The organism is Streptomyces sp. WMMB303 (assembly GCF_029351045.1).
Taxonomy (GTDB): Bacteria; Actinomycetota; Actinomycetes; order Streptomycetales; family Streptomycetaceae; genus Streptomyces.
The window spans coordinates 3,605,624-3,628,916 of record NZ_JARKIN010000001.1 but is presented as its reverse complement, the minus strand read 5'-3'; the positions used below and the strand labels follow the sequence as shown (position 1 = coordinate 3,628,916).

At 69.4% G+C, this 23,293-nt stretch carries 23 protein-coding genes and 2 pseudogenes; 12 read left to right on the top strand and 13 right to left on the bottom strand.

Features of this window, described 5'->3' with window-relative positions; genetic code table 11:
* The first annotated feature begins 181 nt into the window (after nucleotides 1-181).
* Both P2424_RS16155 and P2424_RS31000 read left to right on the top strand, forming a co-directional pair.
* Nucleotides 182-514: a glyoxalase superfamily protein gene (locus P2424_RS16155; RefSeq protein ID WP_276476426.1), complete on the top strand. Its 333-nt coding sequence runs from the start codon at nucleotides 182-184 to the stop codon at nucleotides 512-514.
* A gap of 34 nt (nucleotides 515-548) precedes the next feature.
* A pseudogene (locus P2424_RS31000) lies at nucleotides 549-923 on the top strand (IS630 family transposase); the annotation flags it as partial.
* Nucleotides 924-1,036: 113 nt separating this feature from the next.
* Here P2424_RS31000 and P2424_RS16150 read toward each other — a convergent pair.
* The 4 genes from P2424_RS16150 to P2424_RS16135 all read right to left on the bottom strand — a co-directional run bounded on the left by P2424_RS16150 (nucleotide 1,037) and on the right by P2424_RS16135 (nucleotide 5,573).
* The gene (locus P2424_RS16150; protein ID WP_276476425.1) at nucleotides 1,037-1,624 is read right to left on the bottom strand and encodes a hypothetical protein; all 588 of its coding nucleotides are present in this window, start codon (nucleotides 1,622-1,624) and stop codon (nucleotides 1,037-1,039) included.
* 233 nt (nucleotides 1,625-1,857) lie between these two features.
* On the bottom strand, nucleotides 1,858-2,205 hold the full coding sequence (locus P2424_RS16145) for a hypothetical protein (protein WP_276476424.1): 348 nt from the start codon (nucleotides 2,203-2,205) through the stop codon (nucleotides 1,858-1,860).
* Nucleotides 2,206-2,328: 123 nt separating this feature from the next.
* Nucleotides 2,329-3,759 (bottom strand): FG-GAP repeat protein, encoded by a 1,431-nt coding sequence (locus tag P2424_RS16140; protein WP_276476423.1) that lies wholly within the window; start codon nucleotides 3,757-3,759, stop codon nucleotides 2,329-2,331.
* Nucleotides 3,760-4,052: 293 nt separating this feature from the next.
* Nucleotides 4,053-5,573 (bottom strand): SMI1/KNR4 family protein, encoded by a 1,521-nt coding sequence (locus tag P2424_RS16135; RefSeq protein WP_276476422.1) that lies wholly within the window; start codon nucleotides 5,571-5,573, stop codon nucleotides 4,053-4,055.
* A 282-nt stretch (nucleotides 5,574-5,855) separates the two neighbouring features.
* On the opposite strand from P2424_RS16135, the pseudogene P2424_RS16130 reads away from it, so the two are divergent.
* From P2424_RS16130 to P2424_RS16120, 3 genes and pseudogenes are all read left to right on the top strand, one after another.
* Nucleotides 5,856-6,167 (top strand): annotated as a pseudogene (locus tag P2424_RS16130) (XRE family transcriptional regulator); the annotation flags it as partial.
* Between the two features lie 316 nt (nucleotides 6,168-6,483).
* A complete protein-coding gene (locus P2424_RS16125) occupies nucleotides 6,484-6,876 on the top strand; it encodes a Tn3 family transposase (protein WP_276476421.1) in 393 nt (130 codons plus the stop codon).
* A gap of 32 nt (nucleotides 6,877-6,908) precedes the next feature.
* Nucleotides 6,909-7,553, top strand: coding sequence for a Tn3 family transposase (locus tag P2424_RS16120; protein ID WP_276479000.1), 645 nt, complete (start codon nucleotides 6,909-6,911; stop codon nucleotides 7,551-7,553).
* Nucleotides 7,554-7,803: 250 nt separating this feature from the next.
* Here the strand turns inward: P2424_RS16120 and P2424_RS16115 are convergent, their stop codons facing one another.
* Entirely contained in the window at nucleotides 7,804-8,448 is a 645-nt protein-coding gene (locus P2424_RS16115) for a hypothetical protein (protein ID WP_276476420.1), read from the bottom strand.
* Nucleotides 8,449-8,477: 29 nt separating this feature from the next.
* Nucleotides 8,478-9,401: an NAD(P)/FAD-dependent oxidoreductase gene (locus tag P2424_RS16110; protein ID WP_276476419.1), complete on the bottom strand. Its 924-nt coding sequence runs from the start codon at nucleotides 9,399-9,401 to the stop codon at nucleotides 8,478-8,480.
* Between the two features lie 96 nt (nucleotides 9,402-9,497).
* Here P2424_RS16110 and P2424_RS16105 point away from each other — a divergent pair, with 96 nt between their 5' ends.
* From P2424_RS16105 to P2424_RS16095, 3 genes are all read left to right on the top strand, one after another.
* Nucleotides 9,498-9,980, top strand: a complete 483-nt coding sequence (locus P2424_RS16105) for a methyltransferase domain-containing protein (RefSeq protein WP_276476418.1) — start codon at nucleotides 9,498-9,500, stop codon at nucleotides 9,978-9,980.
* Nucleotides 9,981-10,069: 89 nt separating this feature from the next.
* The gene (locus tag P2424_RS16100; protein ID WP_276476417.1) at nucleotides 10,070-11,023 is read left to right on the top strand and encodes an IS481 family transposase; all 954 of its coding nucleotides are present in this window, start codon (nucleotides 10,070-10,072) and stop codon (nucleotides 11,021-11,023) included.
* 273 nt (nucleotides 11,024-11,296) lie between these two features.
* Entirely contained in the window at nucleotides 11,297-11,908 is a 612-nt protein-coding gene (locus tag P2424_RS16095; RefSeq protein WP_276476416.1) for a TetR/AcrR family transcriptional regulator, read from the top strand.
* Between the two features lie 101 nt (nucleotides 11,909-12,009).
* Here the strand turns inward: P2424_RS16095 and P2424_RS16090 are convergent, their stop codons facing one another.
* Together P2424_RS16090 and P2424_RS16085 are read right to left on the bottom strand one after the other, a co-directional pair.
* Nucleotides 12,010-13,212 (bottom strand): IS110 family transposase, encoded by a 1,203-nt coding sequence (locus P2424_RS16090; protein ID WP_276478848.1) that lies wholly within the window; start codon nucleotides 13,210-13,212, stop codon nucleotides 12,010-12,012.
* Nucleotides 13,213-13,711: 499 nt separating this feature from the next.
* Nucleotides 13,712-14,011, bottom strand: a complete 300-nt coding sequence (locus P2424_RS16085) for an integrase core domain-containing protein (RefSeq protein ID WP_276476415.1) — start codon at nucleotides 14,009-14,011, stop codon at nucleotides 13,712-13,714.
* A gap of 23 nt (nucleotides 14,012-14,034) precedes the next feature.
* Between P2424_RS16085 and P2424_RS16080 the strand changes: the two genes are divergently transcribed.
* Both P2424_RS16080 and tcmP read left to right on the top strand, forming a co-directional pair.
* A complete protein-coding gene (locus tag P2424_RS16080) occupies nucleotides 14,035-15,432 on the top strand; it encodes an IS30 family transposase (protein WP_276476414.1) in 1,398 nt (465 codons plus the stop codon).
* Nucleotides 15,433-16,419 (top strand): three-Cys-motif partner protein TcmP, encoded by a 987-nt coding sequence (gene tcmP, locus P2424_RS16075; RefSeq protein WP_346660127.1) that lies wholly within the window; start codon nucleotides 15,433-15,435, stop codon nucleotides 16,417-16,419.
* A 356-nt stretch (nucleotides 16,420-16,775) separates the two neighbouring features.
* Here the strand turns inward: tcmP and P2424_RS16070 are convergent, their stop codons facing one another.
* From P2424_RS16070 to P2424_RS16060, 3 genes are all read right to left on the bottom strand, one after another.
* On the bottom strand, nucleotides 16,776-17,099 hold the full coding sequence (locus P2424_RS16070; protein WP_276476413.1) for a helix-turn-helix transcriptional regulator: 324 nt from the start codon (nucleotides 17,097-17,099) through the stop codon (nucleotides 16,776-16,778).
* A gap of 127 nt (nucleotides 17,100-17,226) precedes the next feature.
* Nucleotides 17,227-17,568, bottom strand: coding sequence for a hypothetical protein (locus P2424_RS16065; protein WP_276476412.1), 342 nt, complete (start codon nucleotides 17,566-17,568; stop codon nucleotides 17,227-17,229).
* Nucleotides 17,569-17,743: 175 nt separating this feature from the next.
* Entirely contained in the window at nucleotides 17,744-17,956 is a 213-nt protein-coding gene (locus tag P2424_RS16060; protein WP_276476411.1) for a hypothetical protein, read from the bottom strand.
* Nucleotides 17,957-18,250: 294 nt separating this feature from the next.
* Here P2424_RS16060 and P2424_RS16055 point away from each other — a divergent pair, with 294 nt between their 5' ends.
* Both P2424_RS16055 and P2424_RS16050 read left to right on the top strand, forming a co-directional pair.
* The gene (locus P2424_RS16055; protein ID WP_276476410.1) at nucleotides 18,251-19,342 is read left to right on the top strand and encodes a hypothetical protein; all 1,092 of its coding nucleotides are present in this window, start codon (nucleotides 18,251-18,253) and stop codon (nucleotides 19,340-19,342) included.
* A 190-nt stretch (nucleotides 19,343-19,532) separates the two neighbouring features.
* Entirely contained in the window at nucleotides 19,533-20,129 is a 597-nt protein-coding gene (locus P2424_RS16050) for a hypothetical protein (RefSeq protein ID WP_276476409.1), read from the top strand.
* A gap of 102 nt (nucleotides 20,130-20,231) precedes the next feature.
* On the opposite strand, the gene P2424_RS16045 is transcribed toward P2424_RS16050, so the two are convergent.
* Together P2424_RS16045 and P2424_RS16040 are read right to left on the bottom strand one after the other, a co-directional pair.
* Nucleotides 20,232-21,668 carry a VCBS repeat-containing protein gene (locus P2424_RS16045; RefSeq protein WP_276476408.1) on the bottom strand — a complete coding sequence of 479 codons (1,437 nt, stop codon included), beginning with the start codon at nucleotides 21,666-21,668 and terminating at the stop codon, nucleotides 20,232-20,234.
* A gap of 346 nt (nucleotides 21,669-22,014) precedes the next feature.
* A complete protein-coding gene (locus P2424_RS16040) occupies nucleotides 22,015-23,154 on the bottom strand; it encodes a hypothetical protein (protein WP_276476407.1) in 1,140 nt (379 codons plus the stop codon).
* Nucleotides 23,155-23,293: the final 139 nt, after the last annotated feature.

Sequence of the window (23,293 nt, the reverse complement as noted above, 5' to 3'; positions counted from 1 at the left end):
CTCGGCCTCAAAGCCCTGACAGCGGGGGCAGCCGCCACGTACTCGGCGGCTGCTGGCCCGCACGGGTCACCGACTGCCGCCGAAGGTGTGCCGGTATGAGCTGTGAACGGCTTCGCGGGCCGCGAGGGGCAAGTGCCGCATCAGGCAACGTTCGCCCTGGGCGGTCTGCGACGATGGCGCCATGGACGAGGAAGTCATCCCCATTCTTCACGTCGAGGACGCTGCGGCGGCGGTCGCGTGGTACGAGCGACTGGGCTTCGCCAGGCAATGGGAACACCGCTTCGAACCGGGACTTCCCGCGTTCGTCGAGGTCGCCCGGGGCGGGGTGCGGTTGTTCTTGTCGGAACACAAGGGCGACGCACGTCCCGACACATTGGTCTACCTCCGCATGCGTGATGTCGACGCCATCGCCTCCGAGTTCGGTGTGCAGGCAAAGGACGCTCCGTGGGCGCGTGAGATCGAGCTGTGCGACCCTGACGGCAACCGGCTTCGGATCGGCACGCCGACGGAATGACACTCGCCGGCGGCGCGTCAGGGAAGCTGCGCTGGTGGCTGACCGAGTACGCGTCCGCGAGATCGATGACGACGGGCGGCTCCTGCTGCGATCATCCGCCGGGGCAGCGGATCGTTGGTGACGTGGTGGATGGCACAGAGGGTGCTGCTGTCCGCGCAGGGCATGCCCGTGGCGAAGATCGTCGACGTGACGTTCACCAGCGCGCGGACCGGGTCCGGGATGTGATCCACAACCACAATGCCGACGGCTTCCGCTCCCTCTACCCGAGTGCAAAGGCTGTCGGCCCGGGACATTCACCCGGCCCGAGCGGCGCGGGACCAAGAGGATCGCCAAGATCCGGCCGAGGACGGTCTGCCGTCCTGCGACCTGGAGCCTGGCCAAGCCGGCCGACTTCCTGGTCACCGAGGGGCGGTTGACGAACCAGCCAGAGAGAGGGCCTTCGGTTCCTGCTCCGCGCCCGCCGCCGATGAACGGCTACGTGAAGTCGTCGACAGGGCGAACCCTGACCGGACGAACGGCTTGTCAGTCTCCCAGGTTTTCCGGCGTCGTCGTCGCGGTCACTGCGGCGGGAAGAAGCCCGGTGAGGATCTGCTGGCGCGGCAGCGACAGCCTGAAGTGCTCCTGTAGGACCCGCAGTGTGGTCAGCACCTCGTCCTCGCGTGACGTGGTGTCGAAGAAGCCGGCCTCTTTCAGCGCGGGGATCAGGAACTCCGTCCCGTCGTCGGGGCGCTCACCGATGTTGAACCACCCGACCGTCGCACCGTCGCGGTAGTACCAGACTTCTTTGGGCGGGTCGTCGGGCTTCGGCGTGAGGTGCAGCACTTCGACCCCGCCCGCTGACATGGGCGGGTGGGCCCACCATGCTTTGGACGGCCAGCCTTGTTCGACCGCGAAGGACCAGCCCGCGCATTCGCCGAAACGGGCTGTCCGTGCCGCTTTCTCCCGGCCGGTGAGGGACTCGGCCTCTGCCATGGTGATCGGGCCGAGGAATCCTGTCGGCTCGGCGCCGAGCCGAACGGCGAGATCGTGCGGGCTCAAGCCTCGGGCGAAAGTGATGAACAGGTTCGGCGTGTTCCAGGTATCTGGCAGCCACAGGATGCCGTCAGACACTCTCTCTCCTTTGGTGTGGGTGAGGTGCAGTGCAGTTGGGGGTGGGAACAGCTGGTGTTCCCACCCCCAGCCGGTCATTCATCAGCCGATCATGCCTCTATGCGGGGCGTCACGGCTTGGGACGGTGCAGGCCGGCTTGTCCGAGCGCCGGGTGCCTCCCACCTCCTGGCACCGATGGCCTCGCCGCTGCCACCGGTACCCACGCACCGTCACTGCGCCACCCGGCACCGGGGCTACAGGGCTCCGAAGAGGGAGAGGACGACCACTCCGGCCACGAAAACGGTGAACCCGAGCCGGGTGCGGCCGCGCCGCGCCAGCTCGATCATGAGGGCGGACAGCGCGGTGGCGGCCACGAGCACGCCGACGACGGGCGCGGAAGCGTCCCCATGCACTGCCTTGACCGTCTCACCGATCCCGCCGGCCAGGTACACCGCCCCGGTCAGCATGAGGGCGCGCCGCGCATTGACCGGGGTGGTCCGCTGCTGACGGAGGGAGGCCCTCCGTTCCGCCGCGGACGACGTCCGCATCCGCAGGGCATCCCGCTGGAGCCGCTCGTACCCGTTGCCGCCGGAGGCGCTCATGCCCGCACCCTAGCGGCCCACCGTGACATCCCGGCCGCCAGGTGCGGCCCGCCGGGCCCCGCCGCGGGCCCGCCGTCCCTCCCGACGCGGCGGGCCCCACGGCAGTGTCCTCGGGCGCTGGGGTCAGTGGTCGAAGACCTGGCCGAAGCGGAGTCCGGTGTTTCCGGTGAAGCCGACGTCGGTGCCGTTGAACGAGGTGATGTCGCGGATCGTCAGCCCGGAGGAGGTGCTGCGCAGCACCCAGAGCGCACCCGCGTCCCGTACCGTGCCGATGTCCTCGCTGTCGGCCCCCGCGAACAGGTCGGCCCGCCCGTTCCCGTCGACGTCGGAGAGATGTACGCCGGACCCGAAACGGTCGCCCTCCTCGCCGATACCGGGGACGCCGGTCGTCTCCTGGTGGAACGTCTGCGCCCCGATGGCGCTGAGGCCGTCGGCCGAGCCCTTGAGGAGGACGACGCTGCCGGCCCTGCTGCCGCGTACGACCTCGTCGGGGACGCCGACGGCGAGGTCCGCGTAGCCGTCGCCGGTCACGTCGCGGACGGAGACGTCGGCCCCGAAGCTGTCGCCGCTCTCGCCGGTGCCCGGCACCCCGGGGCTGTTCTGGTCGTAGCCGACCGGCTTCGGTCCGGTGCCCAGTCCGTCCGGCGCGCCCCACCGCACGGTGACCGAGCCGCCCACCTGGCCGGCGGCCGGCTCGCCGGTGACCAGGTCGGTTCGGCCGTCGTTGTCGATGTCGCCGGTGGCGACCGAGCGCACTTCGGTGCCGCCGTCGGAGAGCACCTGGTGGTGGTACCCGATGTCGCCCGCACCGCCGCGGAAGGTCGCCAGATAGGCGCCGCCGTTCCCGCGCTTCCCGTGGAGCACGAAGTCGCTGTGGGAGCCTCCCGCGAAGCGCCCCGCTGCCACGCCGTCCAACTGCACGTCGTCGGGGAGGAAGTCGTCCTCCAGCCCGAGCGGTGTGTCGCTGCCGTCGCCCCTGGGCGTCGTCTCCGGGTACCACCAGAAGTGGCGTCCGCTGACGACCTGGAGCTGTGCGGTGCCGTCTCCGTCGAGATCGCTGAAGGCGGCGCCCTGGCCGAAGTTGCGGTCCTCCCCGGTGGGAGCGGCGAGGGCGACGCCGCCGCCCGTCAGGCCTCGGGCGCCGCCCCAGACGACGGTGAGGCTGCCGTCGGGCTTGCCGGCCACCTCCTCGTACGGGGCGCCGACGATCAGGTCGGCGTAGCCGTCGTGGTTCACATCGCCGCTGGTCACGTTCTCCCCGAACTGGTCGCCGGGCTCGGCGACGCCCGGAATGCCCGCGGTGTCCTGGGTGATGCGCACCGAGCGGGAGGGGGAGATCCCGGACGCCGAACCGTACGTCACGACCACGGCACCGGCCTTGCCGTCGGCCGCGGGCACCCCGACCGCCACGTCGCCGTAGCCGTCGCCGTTGAAGTCGTCCCGCTGCTGCGCGGGCTCGGCATCAGCCGGCGCGGCCGTCGCCAGGGGGGCCGCCAGGCCTCCGGCGGCGAGGGCGGTCAGGGTCGCTGCTGTGACAAGCGCGCGCGTGCGCATACAGGGTCCTCTTGCTTTCTCTGAGACGGAGCGCAGTCCTTCGCCCGGGCTCGGCCGGAGCGCGGGCGCCCGAGCGCCCTTTTCGGAGGCAGACCGTTTGTAGAATCGAATGGTTGTGCTCGCAGGGGGCGGTTGAGACTGCTGCGGCACGGGTGTCGTCGTCCCGCGAGAGTCCCGACTCCCCACCGCGACGACAATCCCAGTCGTGAACGGCCCGCAGGGCCCCGGCAGGGAGCTGGCGGCCGCGGCAGTCGCGACCGCCGGCTCGGGCACACCAGGGGTGTTCGAGGGGCCTACCCGTCCTCCGGCAGGCGGCCGGCGTAACAGCGGAAGTCGTCGTCGCTGCCGTCGAGATGCTTGGCCCACGTGGCGAGAGCTGCGGGTGAGGAGGCGTCGGTCAGCACGGCGGCGGCCAGGCCGGGAGGTCGGCCGGTGCTTTCGGTCAGTGCGCGCCACTGCTCCTGACGCATCGACAGGTATCGCAGCCCCGGCATCCCGGCGACCACCTCGAGATCGCGCACCGCCGCCCGGGACAGATCCAGTCCATAGAGCCTGGGGCAGTCCCGCAACGGGGCCAGTGAGACGGGTTCCGCCGACAGGACGGTCACGGATGCCAGCGTCGGGTGCCCGGCCAGCGGCAGCAGCTCCGCGTCGCAGGTCACAGAGGCATGGTGCACGGGGGTCTGCGCGGCCGCGTCCACACTGTCCGTTCCGCTGTCCGCGCCGTGGGGGAAGTCGCCGCGGTCCTCCGGCAGCCCCGCGTCGATCCACAACTCCTCGGAGGCGGCGTCGCATGTGTAGGCGCCGCGCTCCAGCGCCGCCAATTGCAGCCGCAACAGTGCGGTCACCGAGTCGGCCACGTACACGGGACCGTCGTCATGGTGCAGCCCCACGCGGATGACCTGGCCCGGACGGCCGTGTTCAGCCGGGTCCATGTCGACGGCCAGGAAGTCGCCGCCGGTGCTCTCCGCGAAGACGATCCATCCCGGACGATCGACAGAGCCACGTACGGCGGCGTGGGGCAGACCATCGGAGCGCTCCGCACCGAGCGTGTGGTACGTCCAGCTCTCGTCCGCCGCCCACCAGTGGTCCGCGTGGTGCCTGGAGACCAACTGGTCCAGATCCAGCCAGGGGTGGCGGTCGAAGAGCCGGGCGCCGCAGTCCCCGTCGTCACCGTCGGCCACGGCGTACAGCGCGCGCAGATCGGACGGCAGCCGCATGTCGAGCCCCTGTTCCAGCTCCTCGATCTCCTCGACTGTCCGGGGAGCGGGCAGCACGTCCTCGAAACGCTCCAGGCGCCCCGCCTCCCAGCCAAAGATCTCTGCCCGCTTCCGCAGATACGCCCACAGCAACTGCACCGCCTCGTGCGGATCTCCTGCCTGCCTCGGGTCCGCAGGGCCTGCTTGCAGGTCACCGGCGTCGGGGGGCCGTACATCGGACCGCAGAACGTAGACATGGCCCCCTTCTCCGAGGGTGTTTCCCGACTGCTGCACGATCGCCCGGCTGGTCACCGCCTCGAACCCGCCGTCCGGGTGCACCATCAGGTCGACGGTCAGCCTGTCGGCCCCGGTGTCGTCGAGGTCGAAGATCCGGCCCAGAGTCTTGGCTCCGGTCTCGTCGAAACCGCTTCGCCCGGATGCGAGGCGCGGCTCGCCGTCTGCGAGAACGTGGACCACTCCGTGAGTGCCCACACCGTGGTCGTCGGCATGGGCGCTGAGCGATATCCGCTGCCACCCCTTGGGTGCCCTCTTGGCCATGCTGTGCGCCAAGTTCTGCAACAGAGCGGTGGTTTCCGGGTTCTGTGGGCTGGTCATGCGGCTCCTCGTCGTCAGTTGGATCATTCGCCTTGTGTGTGACCCATTGCAGCATCCACGACCGACAATCCAGCGCGCCCAAGAGCCACCGGAGCCACCGCACCGGATGGTCGGCGTCGGTGACGGGACGCCATCGGACCGTTCACCGGACCCCGCGGCAAGCAATCCCTAGGCTGGTGAGGGAACCGGGAAAAGGGTCGCCGCGGTGACGGTGGGTGGGAGCTACGGGAGCGAGCCGGTGGCCTCGGGCAGCGGGTCCGGGTGCTGCGGGTACGTCGCGGGATGAGCCGGGAGGTGCTGGCCGGGCTGCTGGGGCCCTCCACGAACTGGGTGAAGCAGAGCGAGGGGCGGACGGTGGCAGATGCCGAAGCTGCCCATGGTGTTGCGGATTGCGGAAGTGCTGCCGAGACATACGCCCTCAGCCAGTTCTTCCCCGCCTACCAGCCCGACGCCGCTTTGCTGTGGCGCGCCGTCGAGCGCGGCATGGTGGCGGCCCAGGAGTCCGAGGATCCGCACGCCATCGGTGTCGCCGCGTGGCTGGCCGCGCAGGCTCACCGCGACAGCGGGCACGCACACTTCGACGCCGTGGACGCTCCTGTCGCTGAAGCCGACCGCTCTGAGGGACAGCGGCCCTCGGCGAGGCGCCTGGAGCAGGAGGTCAAGGCCAGGATGCCGGAGCGCTCGCTCATGGGGATCGTGGCGAGGACCGCGTACTGGGTGGACTGGTGGCAGCGCTTTGGTCCGGCGTCCGGCAACGAGCCGAAGCTGGACGACCCGTTCGGCCGTTACGTCATCACGACCTTCGTCAAGGGCACCAACTTGGGCCCGTACGAGGCCGCCCGGCACATCCCTGGAGTCTCGGGTCACGAGCTGGCGTACACGGCGAACCGGCACTTTTCCAATCGTGCTGTTGAACGAGGCAATCGCCGACCTGGTCAACGCGCACGCCCGTCTGGACATCTCCCAGGCGTGGGGCGACGGCACCACGGTGGCCACCGACGGCACCCACATGGACACCTACCTCGACAACCTGCTCGCCGAGACGTCCGTCCGGTACGGCAAGCCGGGCGGGATCGCCTATCACCACATCTCCGACACCTATGTCGCGCTGTTCATGCACTTCATCCCGTGCGGGGTGCGGGAGGTCGTCTACATCATCGAGGGCCTGCTGACGAACTCCTCCGAGGTGAAGTCGACCACGGTGCACGCGGACACCCAGGGCCAGTCCCAGCCGGTGTTCGCGCTCGCCCACCTGCTCGCCTTCGACCTCATGCCCAGGATCAGGAACTGGAAGGGCACCTGACCTTCTGCCGGCCGGCCAAGACCACCGAATACGTGTACATCGACGTCCTGTTCGGCGAGGTGGGGAAGAACGTCATCGACCGGGACCTGATCGAGTCCCAGTTCCGGCACCTGATGAAGGTCGCCGTCTCCGTACGGGAGGGGGCGATCTCCTCGTCCACGCTGCTCAAGCGGCTGCGCTCGGGCTCCGAGAAGAACGCCACCTACGCCGCCTTTCGCGAGGTCGGCTGCGTGATCCGCACCGTCCAGCCGCTGCGGTACCTCTGTGATCCGGCGGTTCGCCGGCGGGTGACCGCGGCGACGAACAAGGCCGAAGCATTCAACGGCTTCTCGCAGTGGATCGGCTTCGGCAACCGCGGGGTCATCGCGGACAGCGACCCGGTCGAGCAGGAGAAGGCGATGAAGCTCAACGCGCTGCTCACGAACTCGGTCATTCTTCACAACGCCCTGGACATCGCGGAGATCATCCGGCAGCTGTTGGAGGAAGGCTGGGAGATCGAGCCGGAGGACCTGGTCCGCATCCCGCCGTACCTGACCGAGCACATCAACCGGTTCGGCGAGCACTCCACACACGAGCTCGGCGTCCAGCCCGACGCGTACGACCCGAAACTGGACGTCGACTTCACCCAGCTCCGCGAGCAGGACCTGACCGCCGCCGACCTCAGCCAGGCCGCCTGAGCCGGCGTCGGGCGGGTCGGCCTCATGAGGGCCATGGGTGGGACGCGCGAGCTCACCGAGGACGAGGTGAACGACCTGCTCAACGGCGATGACCGCGACGCTGGCGGGGAGGACGGCGCGTACAAGTGGGTGAGGTGAACGTGCCAGGCCCCCGGGCGGGGTCGTTACTCTCCCCGCCCGGGCGCCTGGCACGTACGGGCTCGTTCAGTGGTGCTGGCCTGCCGGGTTCCGGTGGGATTCCGGGTCGGGTCTACCGTTCGCGCGTGTGGGGGTGGAGGCGGAAGAGGTAGGCGGCGGCCGGGTGGGTGTAGGCGGTGCCTCTGCCGGTGGCGTGGAGTTGTTCGCGGGTGGGGTGGGGCGGGCGTTTGGGTTGGAGGTAGCGGTCGAGGTCGTCGGTGGTGAGGCGGTAGCGGCCGGAGCGGTGGTGGAGGACGGCGGCGAGCCGGTAGCGGGGGTCGAGGTGGGCGAGGCCGGCGTCGGCGTGGCTGTTGTTGGCCAGGAGCCAGCCTCCGGGGCGCAGGCAGCGGGTGGCGTGTTCGGAGACGGGGCCCGCGTACAGGGAGATCACCAGATCCCATTCGGCCGCGGGGAGTTCCGCGAGAGTGCGGGTGTAGTCGCCGGGGACGAACGCGATGCGGGGTTGTTCGGGGTATTGCTTGTGCCGGGTGGCGAGAGTGGCGGCGTCGGGGCCCTGGAAGGCTTTGCGGGCGCGGGCGTCGGCGTCGAGGTAGGTGACGTCGGGCCAGTGGTAGGAGGGGGCGAGGTCGAGGTAGCTGCCGGGGTAGAGGACGCGGCGGGCTCGACTGTGGGCGGCGACGTCCTGGTAGAGGGGGGTGCGGTCGCCGAGGTGGCCGCCGACGCGGTCGATGTAGTCGGTGAAGTCCTGCTCGGGCACGGAGGGCTCCGGTGGGGGTGTCGGGGCCGTCAGGCCAGATGGGCGAAGTGGATGGCGTCGGCGGCGGCACTTGCGGCGGTGACGGCGGGGACGACTCCCTGTTCCCAGGTCTGGCCGGTCAGGTCTCCGGCGGCGTAGAGGCCGGGGATGCTGGTCTGGCGGCTGTCGTCCACGGCGACGTAGCCCTCGCTCAGCGCGAGTCCGTGGTCCGCGGCCAGGCGTTCGACGAGGGGGACCTGCCGCTGGGGCTGGGGCCAGAGCAAAGTCTGGCGCTTGAGGAGGGTGCCGTCGGCCAGCTCCACGGCGTGCAGGTCGCCGTCGGTGTGGTGCAGGCGGGTGATCTCGCCCTGGACGAGGTCGCTGCCCTGCTCGCGCAGGCTGCGGCGCAGGTCGTCGGCGCCGGGCAGGGAGGGCGGAGCGATGGCGATGGTGTCGCCGGTCCAGGCGCGGAAGGCGGTGGCGGCCATGCCGAGGTAGCGGGGGTTGTCGGCGACCAGGGCCCAGGTGCGGTCCGCGTTCTCCTCGCCGATACAGAACGGGCAGTGAATCACCGTGCGGCCCCAGCATGCGGCGAAACCGTCCACGCCGTCGGGGTGCTGGTCGATGACACCGGTGGCCAGGATCACGTTCCGGGCCCAGGCCGTCGTCCCGTCGTCCGCGCGCACGGTGAAGCCGTCGCCGGCCAGCGGGGTGATCTCGCCGCCCGCGGCATCGAGCCGCTGGGCCAGTCCGTAGCCGTCCAGCTCCTGCCAGGCGCGGGTACGCAGCTCGTCGGGGGTGGCGCCTTCCAGGCCGATCAGGCCGTGGACACCGCGGGATGCGGCGTTGCGGGGCGGGGCGGGGGACTCGATGACCAGGGTGCGGTGGCGGTAGCGGGTCAGGGTCAGCGCGGCGGTCAGGCCGGCCGGCCCGCCGCCGATGATCACGGTGTCGTACTGGGCGGTGGGGTTCACGGGATGCCTCCGAAGGGACTTGACGGGATCGAATGACCGCTGGTCATACTACTGACCAACGGTCATTCGCTCGACCTCATTCCCGCTGGAGGAACTGTGACCCACAACACCGGCCACGCTTGCGGCACGCCCGACGGCAACCAGGTTCACGGCCCCGGAGCGACCGGGTACCCGGACTTCGACTGGGATGACCTCTACACCGGCGACGGCAGCGACACCGCCGCCCCGGACCTGATGCTCCTGGCCCCCTCCGAGGGCCTTCCCCCGGGAAGGGCCCTGGACCTGGGCTGCGGCGCCGGCGGCAACGCCCTCGCGCTCGCCGCACGCGGCTGGCGCGTCACCGGAGTGGACCTCGCTCCCCGTGCCATCGCCTCCACCCGCGCCAGCGCCTGCGCCCGCGGTCTGGACGACCGGGTCGAACTCGTCGTCGCCGACAGCGCCACCTGGCGGCCCGAGACCGCCTACGGCTTCGCCCTCAGCTCCTACGCGCTGCCTCCCCGCGGACCCGCCCGCACTGCCACCCTCGCAGTCCTGGCCACCGCACTAGCTGTTCTGTCTCGGGAGGTTGTGGACGGGTGATGCAGGTCTCGGCTGAGGGATCTTGAACGGGTGAGGGCCTTCCGGGTTCGGTGTGGATTGCGACGTCTACACCGACCAGAAAGGCCCTCGTGCCCCACCGTAATGCACCCCTGACCGAGACCGGACGTCTGCGTCTGGCCCGTTGCGTGGTCGAGGACGGCTGGCCGCTCCGGCGGGCTGCCGAACGCTTCCAGGTCTCGCCGACCACGGCTCAGCGGTGGGCTGAGCGCTACCGGCTGCTGGGCGAGGCCGGGATGACCGACCGCTCCTCGCGTCCCCGTCACAGCCCGCGGCGGACGCCGACACGGACCGAGCGAAGGATCATCAAGGTCCGCCTCCTGCGCCGGTGGGGCCCGGCCCGCATCGCGCACCTGCTGGACCTCGTGCCCCAGACCGTGCACCGCGTGCTGACGCGGTTCGGGCTGGCCCGGCTGACCCATCTGGACCGTGCGACCGGCCGCGTCATACGCCGCTACGAACGCGAACATCCCGGCGAGCTCGTCCACGTCGACATCAAGAAACTGGGCAACATCCCCGACGGCGGCGGCCACAAGGTCCTCGGCCGCCAGGCCGGCCGCAAGACCCGCAAGAACGCCGGCTACAGCTACATCCACACCGCCGTCGACGACCACTCCCGCCTCGCCTACAGCGAGATCCACACCGACGAGAAGAAGGACACGGCCACCGGCTTCTGGGCCCGGGCACACGCCTACTTCACCAGCGTCGGCATCACCGTCGAACGCGTCCTGACCGACAACGGCGCCTGCTACAAGTCCCACACCTGGCGCGACACACTGGCAGCGGCCGGGATCACCCACAAGCGAACCCGGCCCTACCGGCCCCAGACCAACGGCAAGGTCGAACGCCTCAACCGCACCCTGCTCGACGAATGGGCCTACGCCCGCCCCTACCGGTCAGAACAGGAACGACGCGACGCGTTCCCGCAGTGGCTGCACACCTACAATCACCACCGCGGACACACCGCACTCGCAGGCAAACCACCCGCCAGCCGCGTCCCCAACCTCACAGAGCAATACAACTAGCCCCGGGTGGTCTCCTGGCCCTCGGCGAATGGGACGAGGATGCCTGCGACTGGGGAAAGCCCGGCGATCTCGCCACCCTCGCCGAGCTGACCGAAGCCTGCACCGCGCTGGGCCTGGACATCGTGCGCGCCGAACGGAGGATCACACCGCGCCTCCAGCACCTCAGCGAGGACCACGCGGTCATCGTCATCGCCCGCAAACCGCATGACACCCTGGACTCCGCCCACTGACCAGCCATCGGTCGGTCAGTCACCTGACGACGAAGGAGGGACCGTGCCCGCGGAGCAGTCCGCCCCCGCCCAGCCCACCGGCCGCTTCCAGCCGCCGGACGTCCGGCGCCGCCAGATCCTCGACGCCACGGCCGCCCTGCTCCTGGACGACGGCTACGAGGCCCTGACCATCAGCAAGGTCGCCGCCCGCGCCGGGGTCGCCAAGGGCACGGTCTACCTCTACTTCGACTCCAAGCAGGCGCTCCTGGCCGCGCTCCAGGCCGAGATGTGGGACCGCATGCTCCAGAAGCCCGCCGCCCTCCTGGAGCAGCCCGGCCTGACCTGGACCGAACGCCTCGACGGCCTCGTCGCCGCCTGGATTGCCGTAGAACAGGACCACCACGAGCTCTACCACCAGCTCTTCCACGAACCCGGCGGCGCCACCGGCGAGGAGCCCATGACCGCCGCTCGCAACTTGCTCATCACCCTCCTCGCGCAAGGCGACGCGGCAGGCGAGTTCGACGTCCCCGACCCCGAACTCACCGCGGACTTCCTCACCCACGCCTACACCGGCCCCTGCCACCACGCCCAGGCGGACACCGACATCACAGGAGTCGTCCAAGCCCTCTTCCGCCGCGTCGTCGCCGCTCACCCCCCGAGCGACCGAGTCGCCTGATCACCTCCGGCAGCGCTTCGTCAGGTGGGTTTGATCGGGTGGCGTGCCGTGGCGCATGCTGCCGGTCGTGGATCTTGGGGGGGGTGTCCCTATGGGTTTCGTCAACCTGTAGGGGCTGGTTGGGGGGTGTAGAAGGTGCCGTCGCGGAGCATCGCGAAGAGCACGTCGGCTCGTCGTCTGGCGAGGCAGAGGAGGGCTTGGGTGTGGTGCTTGCCCTGGGCGATCTTTTTGTCGTAGTAGGTCCTGGATCTGGGCTCGGACAGGGCGGCGAACGCGGACAGGAAGAAGGCCCGTTTGAGTTGCTTGTTTCCTCGCCGGGACGGCTGTTCGCCCCGGATCGAGGACCCCGAGCTGCGGGTCGCCGGGGCCAGGCCGGCGTAAGCGGCGAGGTGGGCGGCTGTGGGGAAGCCGCTGCCGTCGCCCACGTCGATGAGGATCCTGGCTCCGGTCCTGACGCCGATGCCGGGCATGGACGTCAGGACCCGGGAAAGAGGGTGGGCATCCAGGAGTTCCTCGATCCTGGTGGCCAGCAGTTTCCGTTGGTCGAGCACGTTCTGGAGCGAGCCGGCCAGGCTCGGGACGATGAGTGCGGCCGCGTCGGTGCCGGGAACGACAACGGTCTGTTCGTCGAGCGCGGTGAAGATGTCCTCGACGAGTCGTTCGGCCATGCGCGGGGCTTTGGGACGTATGAGGCTGATGAGCCGCCGACGGCCGGCCTTGCGGATCTGGGCCGGGGAACCGAACCGGTCGAGCAGGGTGAGGACGGCCGGGTGCTGGATGCGCGGGCCCAGGACGCGTTCGAGGTGCGGGTGGATCTGGGTGAGCAGGCCGCGGAGGCGGTTGCTGATCCTGGTCGCCTCGCCGGCGAGGTCGTCGTCGAAGCCCACGACCATCTCCAGCTCGGCGACCGCCTCGTCCTCGAGGGCGATCGCGCGGAGGGTGTGAGGCATGGAACGGGCGGCGTCCGCGATGACGAAAGCGTCGCGGGCGTCGGTCTTGGCCTCGCCGGGGTAGAGGTCGGCGATCCTCCGCATCGTCAGTCCGGGAAGGTAGGCGACCTCGCAGCCCATGTCGCGGGCGACCGCGAGGGGCAGGGCCCCGATGGAGGCCGGCTGGTCGACGGCCACGAGCACGGTGCCGTGTTTCGCGGTCAGCTTGCCGAAAACCTCGCGGAGTTTGGGTTCGCTGTTGGGCAGCCGCCGGTCGAACGCCTTCTTCCCGGCCGGGGTGACGGCGGTGGCGTGGTGTTCGCCCTTGCCGACGTCCAGGCCCAGGAAGACGCCGATGTCGCTGATGTCGATCACGTGCAGTCTCCGGTCGTCCTCGCCCGGCCTTGGCACGGCACCGATCGCCACATCCACATTACGAAGAGCCTCCCGACCTGCGAAGAAGCCGGTGGTCATGTCCCTAATCAGCGGTCTGTCGATGCCTCCGGAACTGGTGACACCACCCCCCGGGCCATACGTTCGACAGGGGGACACAGTCATGCCAGCTCCAGAGGCCGGGAGCCCCGTTGCGAGGCCACGAAAACGGTAATGGGGGGCTGCCGTCTGCGTGGGCTGATTTCTGGACGGCAGCGCAAGCGCAAGTCGGTCCAGCCGATGGCCGAGCGGCTACCGGACGACAGCATGCAGGCGTTGCAGCAGTTCGTCAGCCAGTCCACGTGGGACCACGCTTCTGTATTGCGAGCCGCGGCGTTCAAAGGTCGCCTCGGCGGTCTCTCCGGAGGCGTGGAGGATCGACGACACCTCCTTTCCCAGACGTGAGCTTGTTCCGCTTTGACGGACACCGTCGGTGTGGTGGTCAGGCCGCTGTGGTGGCGGCTTCGTAGTCGGCGGGGGTTCGGTAGCCGAGGCTGCTGTGCAGGCGTTTGAGGTTGTACCAGCTCTCGACCCATTCGAAGATCGCGGCGTGTGCGGTGGCTTTGCTGGGCCATGGGCTGTCGCAGGGAAGTTCCCTCTTGAGGGTGGCGAAGAACGACTCGGCCAGCGCGTTGTCCCAGCACTGGCCGGTGCGGCCGACGGACAGCCGGATGCCGAAGCTGTCGGCGAGTTCGGCGAATTCACGGCTGGTGTACTGGACGGATTCAACTGATCGTCGCAACACCTTGATCGGAAGGTGGAGCGATGGGTGCTGTGGAACGGCACAAGCAGGTTCGTGCGTACCGGGGGTTGATGCCGTCGCCGGGCAGGCCGTCGGTGGCCTGGCGTGAGGACAGGGTCAGGTTCTGGACGGAGATTGCTCGGGGTGCCAAGACCGAGGTTGCGTGCAGTGCTGCGGGGGTGTCCGGGCCGGTGGGGTTCCGCTGGTTCCGGCACGCTGGCGGCGTGAATCCGTGTCTTCCTGATGAAGTGTCCGGGCGCTACCTGTCGTTTCGAGAACGGGAGGACATCGCTGTCTGGCATGCCCAGGGCGCCGGCGTCCGCGAGACCGCCCGCAGGCTCGGACGGGCGCCGTCGACTGTCTCCCGTGAGCTACGGCGCAATGCCTCCACTCGGACCTACACGCTGGACTACCGGGCCTCGACCGCGCAGTGGCACGCTGAACGCCGGGCCCGGCGCCCGAAGACAGCCAAGCTCGTGGACAATCCAAGACTGCGAGTCTATGTCCAGGCCCGTCTGTCAGGGGACGTCACCGACGCCGGAGGCAACCGTGTCGGCCCCGAGGGCCCGGCCTGGAAGGGGCGCAACAAACCGCACCGCGGGGACAGAGGCTGGGTGACAGCATGGAGCCCGGAGCAGATAGCGCGACGCCTACCCATCGAGTTCCCCAACGACGAGGACATGCGCATCAGCCACGAGGCGATCTACCAGGCGCTCTACGTCGAGGGACGTGGCGCGCTGAAACGCGAGCTGGTGGCCTGTCTGCGCACCGGACGGGCGCTGCGTGTTCCCCGGGCTCGCGGCCGGCAGAAGGCGTGGGCCCACGTCACCGACAAGGTCCTCCTCAGCGAGCGTCCCGCCGAGGCCGAGGACCGCGCCGTTCCCGGGCACTGGGAGGGCGACCTCATCATCGGGCTGAAACGCTCGGCAATCGGAACCCTCGTCGAGCGCACCACCAGGTTCACCATGCTGGTCCACCTGCCGCGCGAGGAGGGCTACGGCGTGATCCCGCGCACGAAGAACGGCCCTGCCCTGGCCGGATACGGCGCCATCACGATGAAGGATGCCTTGGCCAGGACGATGACCACGCTGCCTGAGCAGCTCCTGCGGTCCCTCACCTGGGACCGCGGAAAGGAGTTGTCCGCGCACGCCGCCTTCACGGTCGAGACCGGCATCCCTGTCTACTTCGCCGACCCACACAGCCCCTGGCAACGCGGGACCAACGAGAACACCAACGGCCTGCTGCGTCAGTACTTCCCCAAGGGCACCGACTTGTCCCGCTGGAACAGCGAAGAACTCCAGGCCGTCGCGGCCGTCTTCAACAACCGACCCCGGAAGACCCTCGGGTGGCGAACCCCGGCTGAAGTGTTTACCAAGCAGCTACGATCGCTCCCACCAGTCAACGTTGCGACGACCGATTGAATCCGTCCAGGCATTTACGAGCACGGCGAGCCGGGATCCCCAGTCGTGGCCTACGACGTCTTCGCCGGCGCCCTGCACCGGTACCCCAAGAGACTCCGCATGTTCCTCATGGAGGAGCACAAACAGAGGGCTCAACAACTTGATCACCAGATGGGCCTGGCTCAGGCCAGGCGCCCCAGCGACCTGCGCAACCGGCTGAGCGTGGACGTGCGGGAAGGCGACTTCCACCCGGCCCTCATACAGAAGCTGCGCGCTACCGGCTCGTTAGGCAAACCGTTATTCGTCCTGCTGGACGGTTACGGAGGGCCGGACATCCCGTACTCGCTGCTTCACGAGCTCGCGCAGCAGCCGAGCACGGAGGTGATGGTGACGTTCGCTCCCAGCTTCCTGACACGCTTCGCAGAGAAAGACGCCGCCCACCGGCAGCGCGGAGACGCCGCCTTCGGCGGACAGGAGTGGCAGGAAGTATTCAGGAAGCCAAAGTCTGACAAGTTCCCTTTTCTCCGTGACCGGTATAAAGAGACGCTCCACCGTGCGGGCTTCTCCCACACCTTGCAGTTCGAGATGCTCGATGAGGGCGGCAGGTTGCTCTACCTCATCTTCGGCACCAGCCACGCCAAGGGCCTCGAGAAGATGAAGGACGCCATGTGGGGAGTCGACCCATCCCACGGCATCCGGTACCGCGACCCCAAAGACCCTGGCCAACAGCAGCTCGACCTCGCGCTGGAGCCCAATACGGCGCCGCTCCGCAGGATCCTCCTGGACCACGTCGCCTCGTCCAACGCCGGGAGAACCGTCGAGGAGCTTCAGGCGTACACCCTGCTGGAGACCGTCTTCCGGCCGGCCCAAGTCATCAACGTCATCCGCCGAATGCGCGACGCAGAGGCTGTGAGAACCGAACCCAACGGCGTCACCAAGAAGACCCGCGTACTCCTGCCCGCGAGCCATCCCACACCAAGCACGGCAGAGCAGGCCGCCCTCTGGTGAATCCGTGCCGGCGCTGTGGCGCTGCATGGCTCGTTGCCGCCGTCCATCAGCCGTCAGGCCGAACCTAGTCTCACCTGTAGGGGGCTCTTCATGCCGCGCCGGCAGGGACGCCTGTGCGCACGCGTGCCATTACGTGCCATTCGAACCGGTAAACAACGGCCACTATGCGTAACCACGGTCACGTGCGCGGACGGGGCAGCCGATGCATCTCGCCTGGTCAGAAAGCTACATGGCCCGCAACTCCGGGTGATTCCCAAGCTCAGAGCGCGGGTTCGATTCCCGTCGCCCGCTCCAACGCGAACCCCCAGGTCATGGACCCGGGGGTTCGTTCATTGTCGAGCAGCAACATGCACCGCTCAGGCCGCATACGGGGTGAAGGTTACCCGGGAGTCCTCCGCTGTGAGCGCAACGTTCAGCGAGCCGTCCAGGGCCTTGGCAAGGCGACGCAGCAGAGGAAGCGTCGGGACGGTGTCTCCACCCTCGATGCGCGAGATCCGCGGTAGCGTCATCTCCGCACAAGCGGCCAGTTCGGTCTGAGACAGGCCGAGTTCGACGCAGCGGTCGTAGATGGCCTGCCCGAGGTCACCGGCGAGACGTGTGTCGATGTACTCCTGGTCGTACTCCACAGCTTCGCCGAGAAGCTGCTTGGTACGACGCGTCTTCCACTGGTTGTGGTTCATCACGCCTCCCTGACTCGGTCGTAGATGTGCTGGGCCGGACCATGCTCGGCCTCGCAGGCTTTCTGCGCCTGATGGGTCCGGTCGACAGGGCGCCCCGGTGCACCGCGGCGCTCGCACCAGGTCACCGTCAGCGGTCGTAACAGGTAAACGAGCCATCCTGCTCCCGCGCGGTGGCGCTGGCGCCACCGCACTTCAGCATCGGTACGAGCGTGTACGCCCTGTAGCCGGCCGCGATGAGCAGCAGGCCGCACACCACGAACGTGGTGATCCGCAGTACCCCGGACGCTCGGGCGGCCGCGGCCAGCGCACACAGGGCTGCCCCGACACCGACAACGAGGATGTGCAGTGCAAGCCCACTGCGGTTGTCCCGAAGCCCTGAGAACGACTCTTGCTCCATCGTGAACATGAAGCTGAGCAGGAGCAGCAGCGCGGCAAGCGGCGCACAGCCCAAGACCAGACACCCTTTCACGAGCCCTCGCCCCTTCATCTGATGAAAAGCCGACCCGAGTCGCAGGGCAGCCTACGGCTCCTCGAAGTACGGGCCCGTGCCCGGTCCGTGCCCGATCGGACGGTGAATGACGGTCAGCAGGGACTTCGACGGGTCCTGGGACGCCAACGAAGATCTACCGGTTCTCCCGAGAGAATCAAGCTGGAAGATCAGGTGTGGCAGGGCCCAACGTTGAACCGCCCGATGCAAGGAGCTGAACCGTGCCGGTGATCCGGTACTTGAAGAGCAATAGCGGAGGGCCCGACACGGCGGCTGCGGTGACGGGGGACTGGATGAGGCCATGTTGAGCTTCCCTGCTGTGTGCGCCGCCGTCGCCGTAGTAGTGGCGGTCCTGGGTGAAGCTGGTCATGGGCAGGGAACACCACCACCGAATCGAAGAGGAAGAGCCCTACGGCGACACGTAGTCGCTCCTGCGGATGCGGCTGTGCGGATGAACAGGCCCATGTCCGTCGGACGGCCCCGGGTCGGGGCACGGTTGTCTGACAGTCCGTCCTGGACGTGCCAATCGCACGCCCTCCGGTCATCCGGTACTTCGCCTCCATGGCCGGCGGTTCCACCGGGTCCCGTTCCGGGAACGGAACCGCATGAGCGCGGCATGGCGTAGTGGACCGTGATCCGCGCCCGCTCGGAATCGGAGGCGAGCATGCGTTCACCCCTCCTGGAGAAGGGTCGCAAGGTGCCCAACCGTCGCCGGATCATTGCGGCGCGCCTCGTTCAGCTTCTTGCCTTGGGTGTGGTGCCGATCGGGATATTCCTCTCCTCCGTCAGTGCGGCCCTCGGCGCGCAGCTCACTTGGAAACGGTGGGTCGACGGCGCGGGCGGAAGCGACGTGGAGCGGTTGATCGAGGGGACGTTCGGGTTGGTCGTGACTCTCTTCGGGCTCTGTGCCCTGGCTGTCACCCTCTGGGCGGCGGGGTACGGCGTTCGATGGCTGGGGGCGCGCGTGGCCGGGACCGCCCTGGCGCAGATGACCGACGGCCTCGGAGGTGGCGGGGGAGGCTTCTTCGAGACGGTCTCGTCCGCCGACCGGAGGGTCCTGCCGCCCGGGGCCGTCCCGCGCCGAAGTGGTCCGCGCGACCGGAGGGGGTCCGTCTCGACCCGCCCACGTTTCGTCACTCTGCTGCTGGGGGTCTGGACGCTCTGCACCCTCTTCGTCGCATTGTTCCTCACCCTGGTGGGCATGGGTGCGGGCGTACTCGTCGCCGGGCGGGCCTCTCCCCTTCACAGCTGGTACGCACCGCTCGCCGGCCTCTTGGGCATCGTGGTCACGCTGGGAAGCCTCGGCGGCGTGCTCGGCGCCTTGTGGCTGACCCGTATCGCCTACTGTCGGGGCGTTCGCCGTCTCTTCGGGAGCGACGGCACGGTCATCACCGAGCCCCTGCCGAACAGCACGTCGCCGGGCGGCACATCACAGGTGGACAGCCGCCCCCGCAGCACCCGACGGGTCGTCGTGGCAGGCTTCCTGAGGTGTTGGGGAGTCTGCACGATCCTCGTCTGCCTGCTGATCTCTCTGTCGGGTTGCCTGATCGGTGCCAAGTTCGTCTGGGACGGGCTGTTGTCGTCGCAGGGCGCGGAGCGATGGACAGAGGCGCTCGTGGGCGCCCTCTTCACAGCCGGCTCGGCGGGTGGTCTCTTGGCCACCGGCTGGTTCTGCAGGACCGGCCTCGGCCGGATGATCCGCCACGTCGCCCCGGGACCGCTGCACGCGGACGGGGCCGTCTGCGACAGCGGTTGACGCCACCGGCGCCCCACGGACAGCCGTCTGCGTTCTCGTCGCGGGTGAGCAACTGGTCCGATGGCAGTTCACCGTGGACCCTGGGCAGATGGCGGATGCTGTCGGTCCCGCGTCTCCTCGGCTTCGTCGCCCGTGGCGAGGAACTGCATCCAGACATGGCAGCGTCCTACCGGCCAACGTATGAGGGGGCGTGTTGCTGCACCGCAAACTGCCGGAAGAGCTCGGCGAACTGATCGAGGTGCACCGCCCGCACCACCCTGTGGGGTGGATCCTGCCGCTCGGGGTGTCGGTACCGATAGCCGTGCTGTTCGCCGTCGGGCCGCCCGGACCGCTGGTGGGACTGACCGTGTTCGCAATGACCTTCGTGCCGCTTCTCTACATGTTCGCGGAGTGGTTCCTGCTCGAGCACCGGGTCCACGAGAACGCACTCGTCCTGCGTACCGTCCTCCCCGGTACGTACACGTACGTCGTGCCCCTCCCGGGGGTCGAGCCCGCCCGCATCGGGGTCGCACCGCGAGCCAGGATGCCGAAGGACGCCACGGCGGCCCCCCGGGTGGACCGACGGTTCCGCCACAATCCGCTGCTGAAAGAGGTGGTGGGCTTCACCGGGCTCGATCCGGAGCCGGCGAGGGAACTGGCCAAGGGAAAGATCTCTTGGGACGAAGCGTGCGGCTCCGGGTACGCGCAGGACTGGGAGCTGAGTTCCCGTGACCCGGTGCGGCTGGCCCGGCAGGTCGCGGCCCGTTGCCATGGCACAGGGGGGATCGTGCGGCGCCCGGCGCGATAGCTGCCCGTAACGGGAGTAGCTTGTAGCTGGTCCTGAACAGGGTGTCGAGTTGCCGATCGTCCGGTCGTACGGCGCATCGTCCGGTCCGGAGTCGTACGGCGGTCAGCGCGGGACGCCCAGGTCCGGTCGGGAGAGCCGCCGGGTGGCCTTGGTGTTCAGGCCCTCGGCCGAGCCGGGGAGCAGCCAGAACTGCCGGGGTTCGTATGTGGTGGTGGCGAGGACGTCGAGAGAGCCGTCCCCGTCGACATCGAGCAGCGGGGGCCGTGGACGGAAGCGGGGGCGGGCGTGTGGCGTGTTCTGCCCCGGAACGCCGGCGCTGTCCAGGTCGGCGGACTGGAGCCGGGAGTTTCGGTCGGCGTGCGCCACGTCCGGGAGCAGCAGCACCACGCCGTGGGCTTTGTCGGCGCCGGCCAGGCCCAGTACGAGGTCGGGTTTTCCGTCGCCGGTGACGTCTCCCACGGTCTCGCCGGTCACATCGCCGTCGTTGAAGCCCTTGGGCGCGTCGAGTCCGGGCACGTCGCGGAAGGTGACACGGGTGCCGGCGCCCGTTCCCGGACCCTTGCCGGAGCTGGCGGTGACGCTCACCGTCAACTCCTCCCGGTAGGCGTCGAAGCCGACGCGGCAGATCTCGTCCGTCCCGTCGTCCTCCACATCGCAGATGAAGCCTTGCAGCGCGCGGTGGTCGGGGTATTCGCGCAGGTAGTCCGCTCCTTTCTCGGAGCCGCGGAAGTGCAGGACGTCGTCGATCCGGGGGTCGCCGTCGCCCTCGTTCTCCGGGTCCGTCCAGCGGAACCACACCGTGAAGTCGCTGCGGCCGTCGCCGTTCCAGTCCCCGACGGTCGCCTCGTACGGCTCGCTGTGGTCGGCGTGTTCGGCGTCGAGGGTCTGGGTGCGGGTGGGCTCCCCGGATCGGCTGAACGGGCCGTAGTGGATGACCCCCAGCGCTCCCGACCCCGTGCCGAGCCAGAGGACGTCACCGCTGCCGTCCCCGTCGAAGTCGCCCGCTCCGCCCGGCTCCCAGCCCGCGGAGGGTGGTGCGGGGTCGGCAGCGTATCCCGTGGCGAGCAGCCTGGGGGCGCTGACGCCGCGCGCCCCGCCCCACATCGCGTACTGGCGACCGTCGCTGAGTGTGGCCAGCAGGTCGACGAATCCGTCCTGGTCGAGATCGCTCCGGTGCAGCCGGGTGGCAGGCGACAGCCCGTTTCCGGCGTCCTCGGGCATGCGTACCGTGGCGCGGGTGCGCGGTTCGGGTCCCTCGGCGGAGCCGTAGACCACAGCGATGTGGGCGCCGGTGGCCATGGCCAGGTCGTCGTGGCCGTCGCCGTTGAAGTCGCCGGGCCGGGGGCGGTCCGCGGCGGATCCGGCGGGGGGCCGCTCGGGTCCCGGGCGCAGGTCGCCGGGGCTCCCGGTGGGCTTCGGGGGTGTCGGCCGCGGCGGGCCTCCGTCGTCCGTGGTTCTTCCGCTGTCGGTGGTGCACGCGCCGAACAGCAGCGCGGCGAGCACGGCACCCGCCGCGGCCACGGTCGTCCTGCTCCTCATGGGCCCCCCATCTGACGCCGGCCGAGCGACGACGACCGTACACGGCGGCCTTCGACCGGAGAAACCTGTGCGTACGGGACATGGAGGCGGGAGGCGGGCACCCGGGGAAAGCGGTGGGCCGCCCGGCTTGCTCGGGTGCCGTATGTCTTGCGCAGAGGCTGCCGTATCGCATTCGCCGCAGCACGCGTCGCCTCCGGCCAACTCCCCGGACCGCGGTTGGGTCGAGGCGGACGGCGAGAGTGTCGTCCCTCCTCGGTCCGAACCGGCCGGCCGGGCAGGCGGGCAAGCGGGCAAGCGGGCAAGCGGGCAGCCGGGCAGGTGCTGCGCTCGGGCAGGAGGCAACAGGTCAGCGCGCGGTGACGCTACTGGCTGGGCCGATCCCCTCCGCCTTCGGCTCGGTGGCAGTCGTCGGGAAAGCGTGGCGAACCTCCGCGAAGAGGTGGGGATAGCCGGTGTCATAGGTGACCGCCGCGGCGAGGAGCGCGTCCAGCGCCGCCTTGAGGGGGTCAGGGGCAGCAGCATCCGAGAGAGCGGCGAGGGCGGCGGCTTGGGGCAAGCCGGGGGTTCCGTCGTGCGGCCTCGGAACACGTGCGTCGGCGAACACTGCGTTCCGCAGCCGTCGTGAGTCGTCCAGCGGTGGCGAGAAGGGCTTCCCCAGGTCGAGCTCCGCCAGTCCGCGCGCGACCCAGTCGATCTCCCTGAGCCCTGCCGCCGCACAGGCGCGGTGCGCTGCCCAGCAGGCGAGCGCACGCTGCTCCTCGGCGCCTGCGGCGTCGATCGCGTGCACGAGTGCGGCGTCGAGGCCCACGATGCCCTTGGGGTGATCCTGGAATTTCCGGAGCTTGTTCCGGACCTCCCGCAGTCGGTCGCTGGGCAGGCGCCCGCCCCACGCGTTCCTCTGCTGTCGCAGCTCGGCTTTCTCCTTCGCCTCGCGGGCCTGCCGCTCTGCCTCGGCTTGCTCCTCGGAGGTGGGTACGCGGGGCTGCTCGCGCGCGAACGCGTGCCAGTAGGCGGCGGTTCGGCTGGTCTCTTCGACCACACGGTCCGGGGACGGCGGACTCGGCCAGAAGCGCAGCAGATACTCATCCCGTGGGGGCTCGCCGGCGTCGTGTACAGCGCCCCTCACTCCGTCCATGCCCCGGCAGCAGTACCTGACCCGGTACGAGAGCGCGGCGAGAGGTAGTGGATACCAGTCGCTTTCCCACTCGGCGAGCACGACCTCGTCCGCCGCGGGCCGGAACGACACCTCGACGATGTCCTCCCAGACGTCGGTCTCCAGGGGCGGCTCCGCCTCGTGCAGCTCAATGGTGATCGGGACACGGCCGGTGTGCGTGCCGGTCAGCAGAAGGAGATGGCCGGGCACCGCCCCACCGCACAGCCCAGCCCGCTGCCCGGCGAAGGAGCGCTCGAGGGCGTGGCTTTCGTCGCTGCAGACGTGGAGCTGACCGTATTCCACCCTCACTTCGCCGCTGAAGAGTGTGCGCATGGACCAAGCATGGTGCGGGGGTCTGACAAGGAGCGGTCTCTTGACAACGGTCGCACCTGTATCCGGCTCGCAGTCGGTTTCAGCGCCGGAGCGGCCACCGCCCGGCGCTACGTCACCGAGGTCGCCCGAGTGGCCGGGC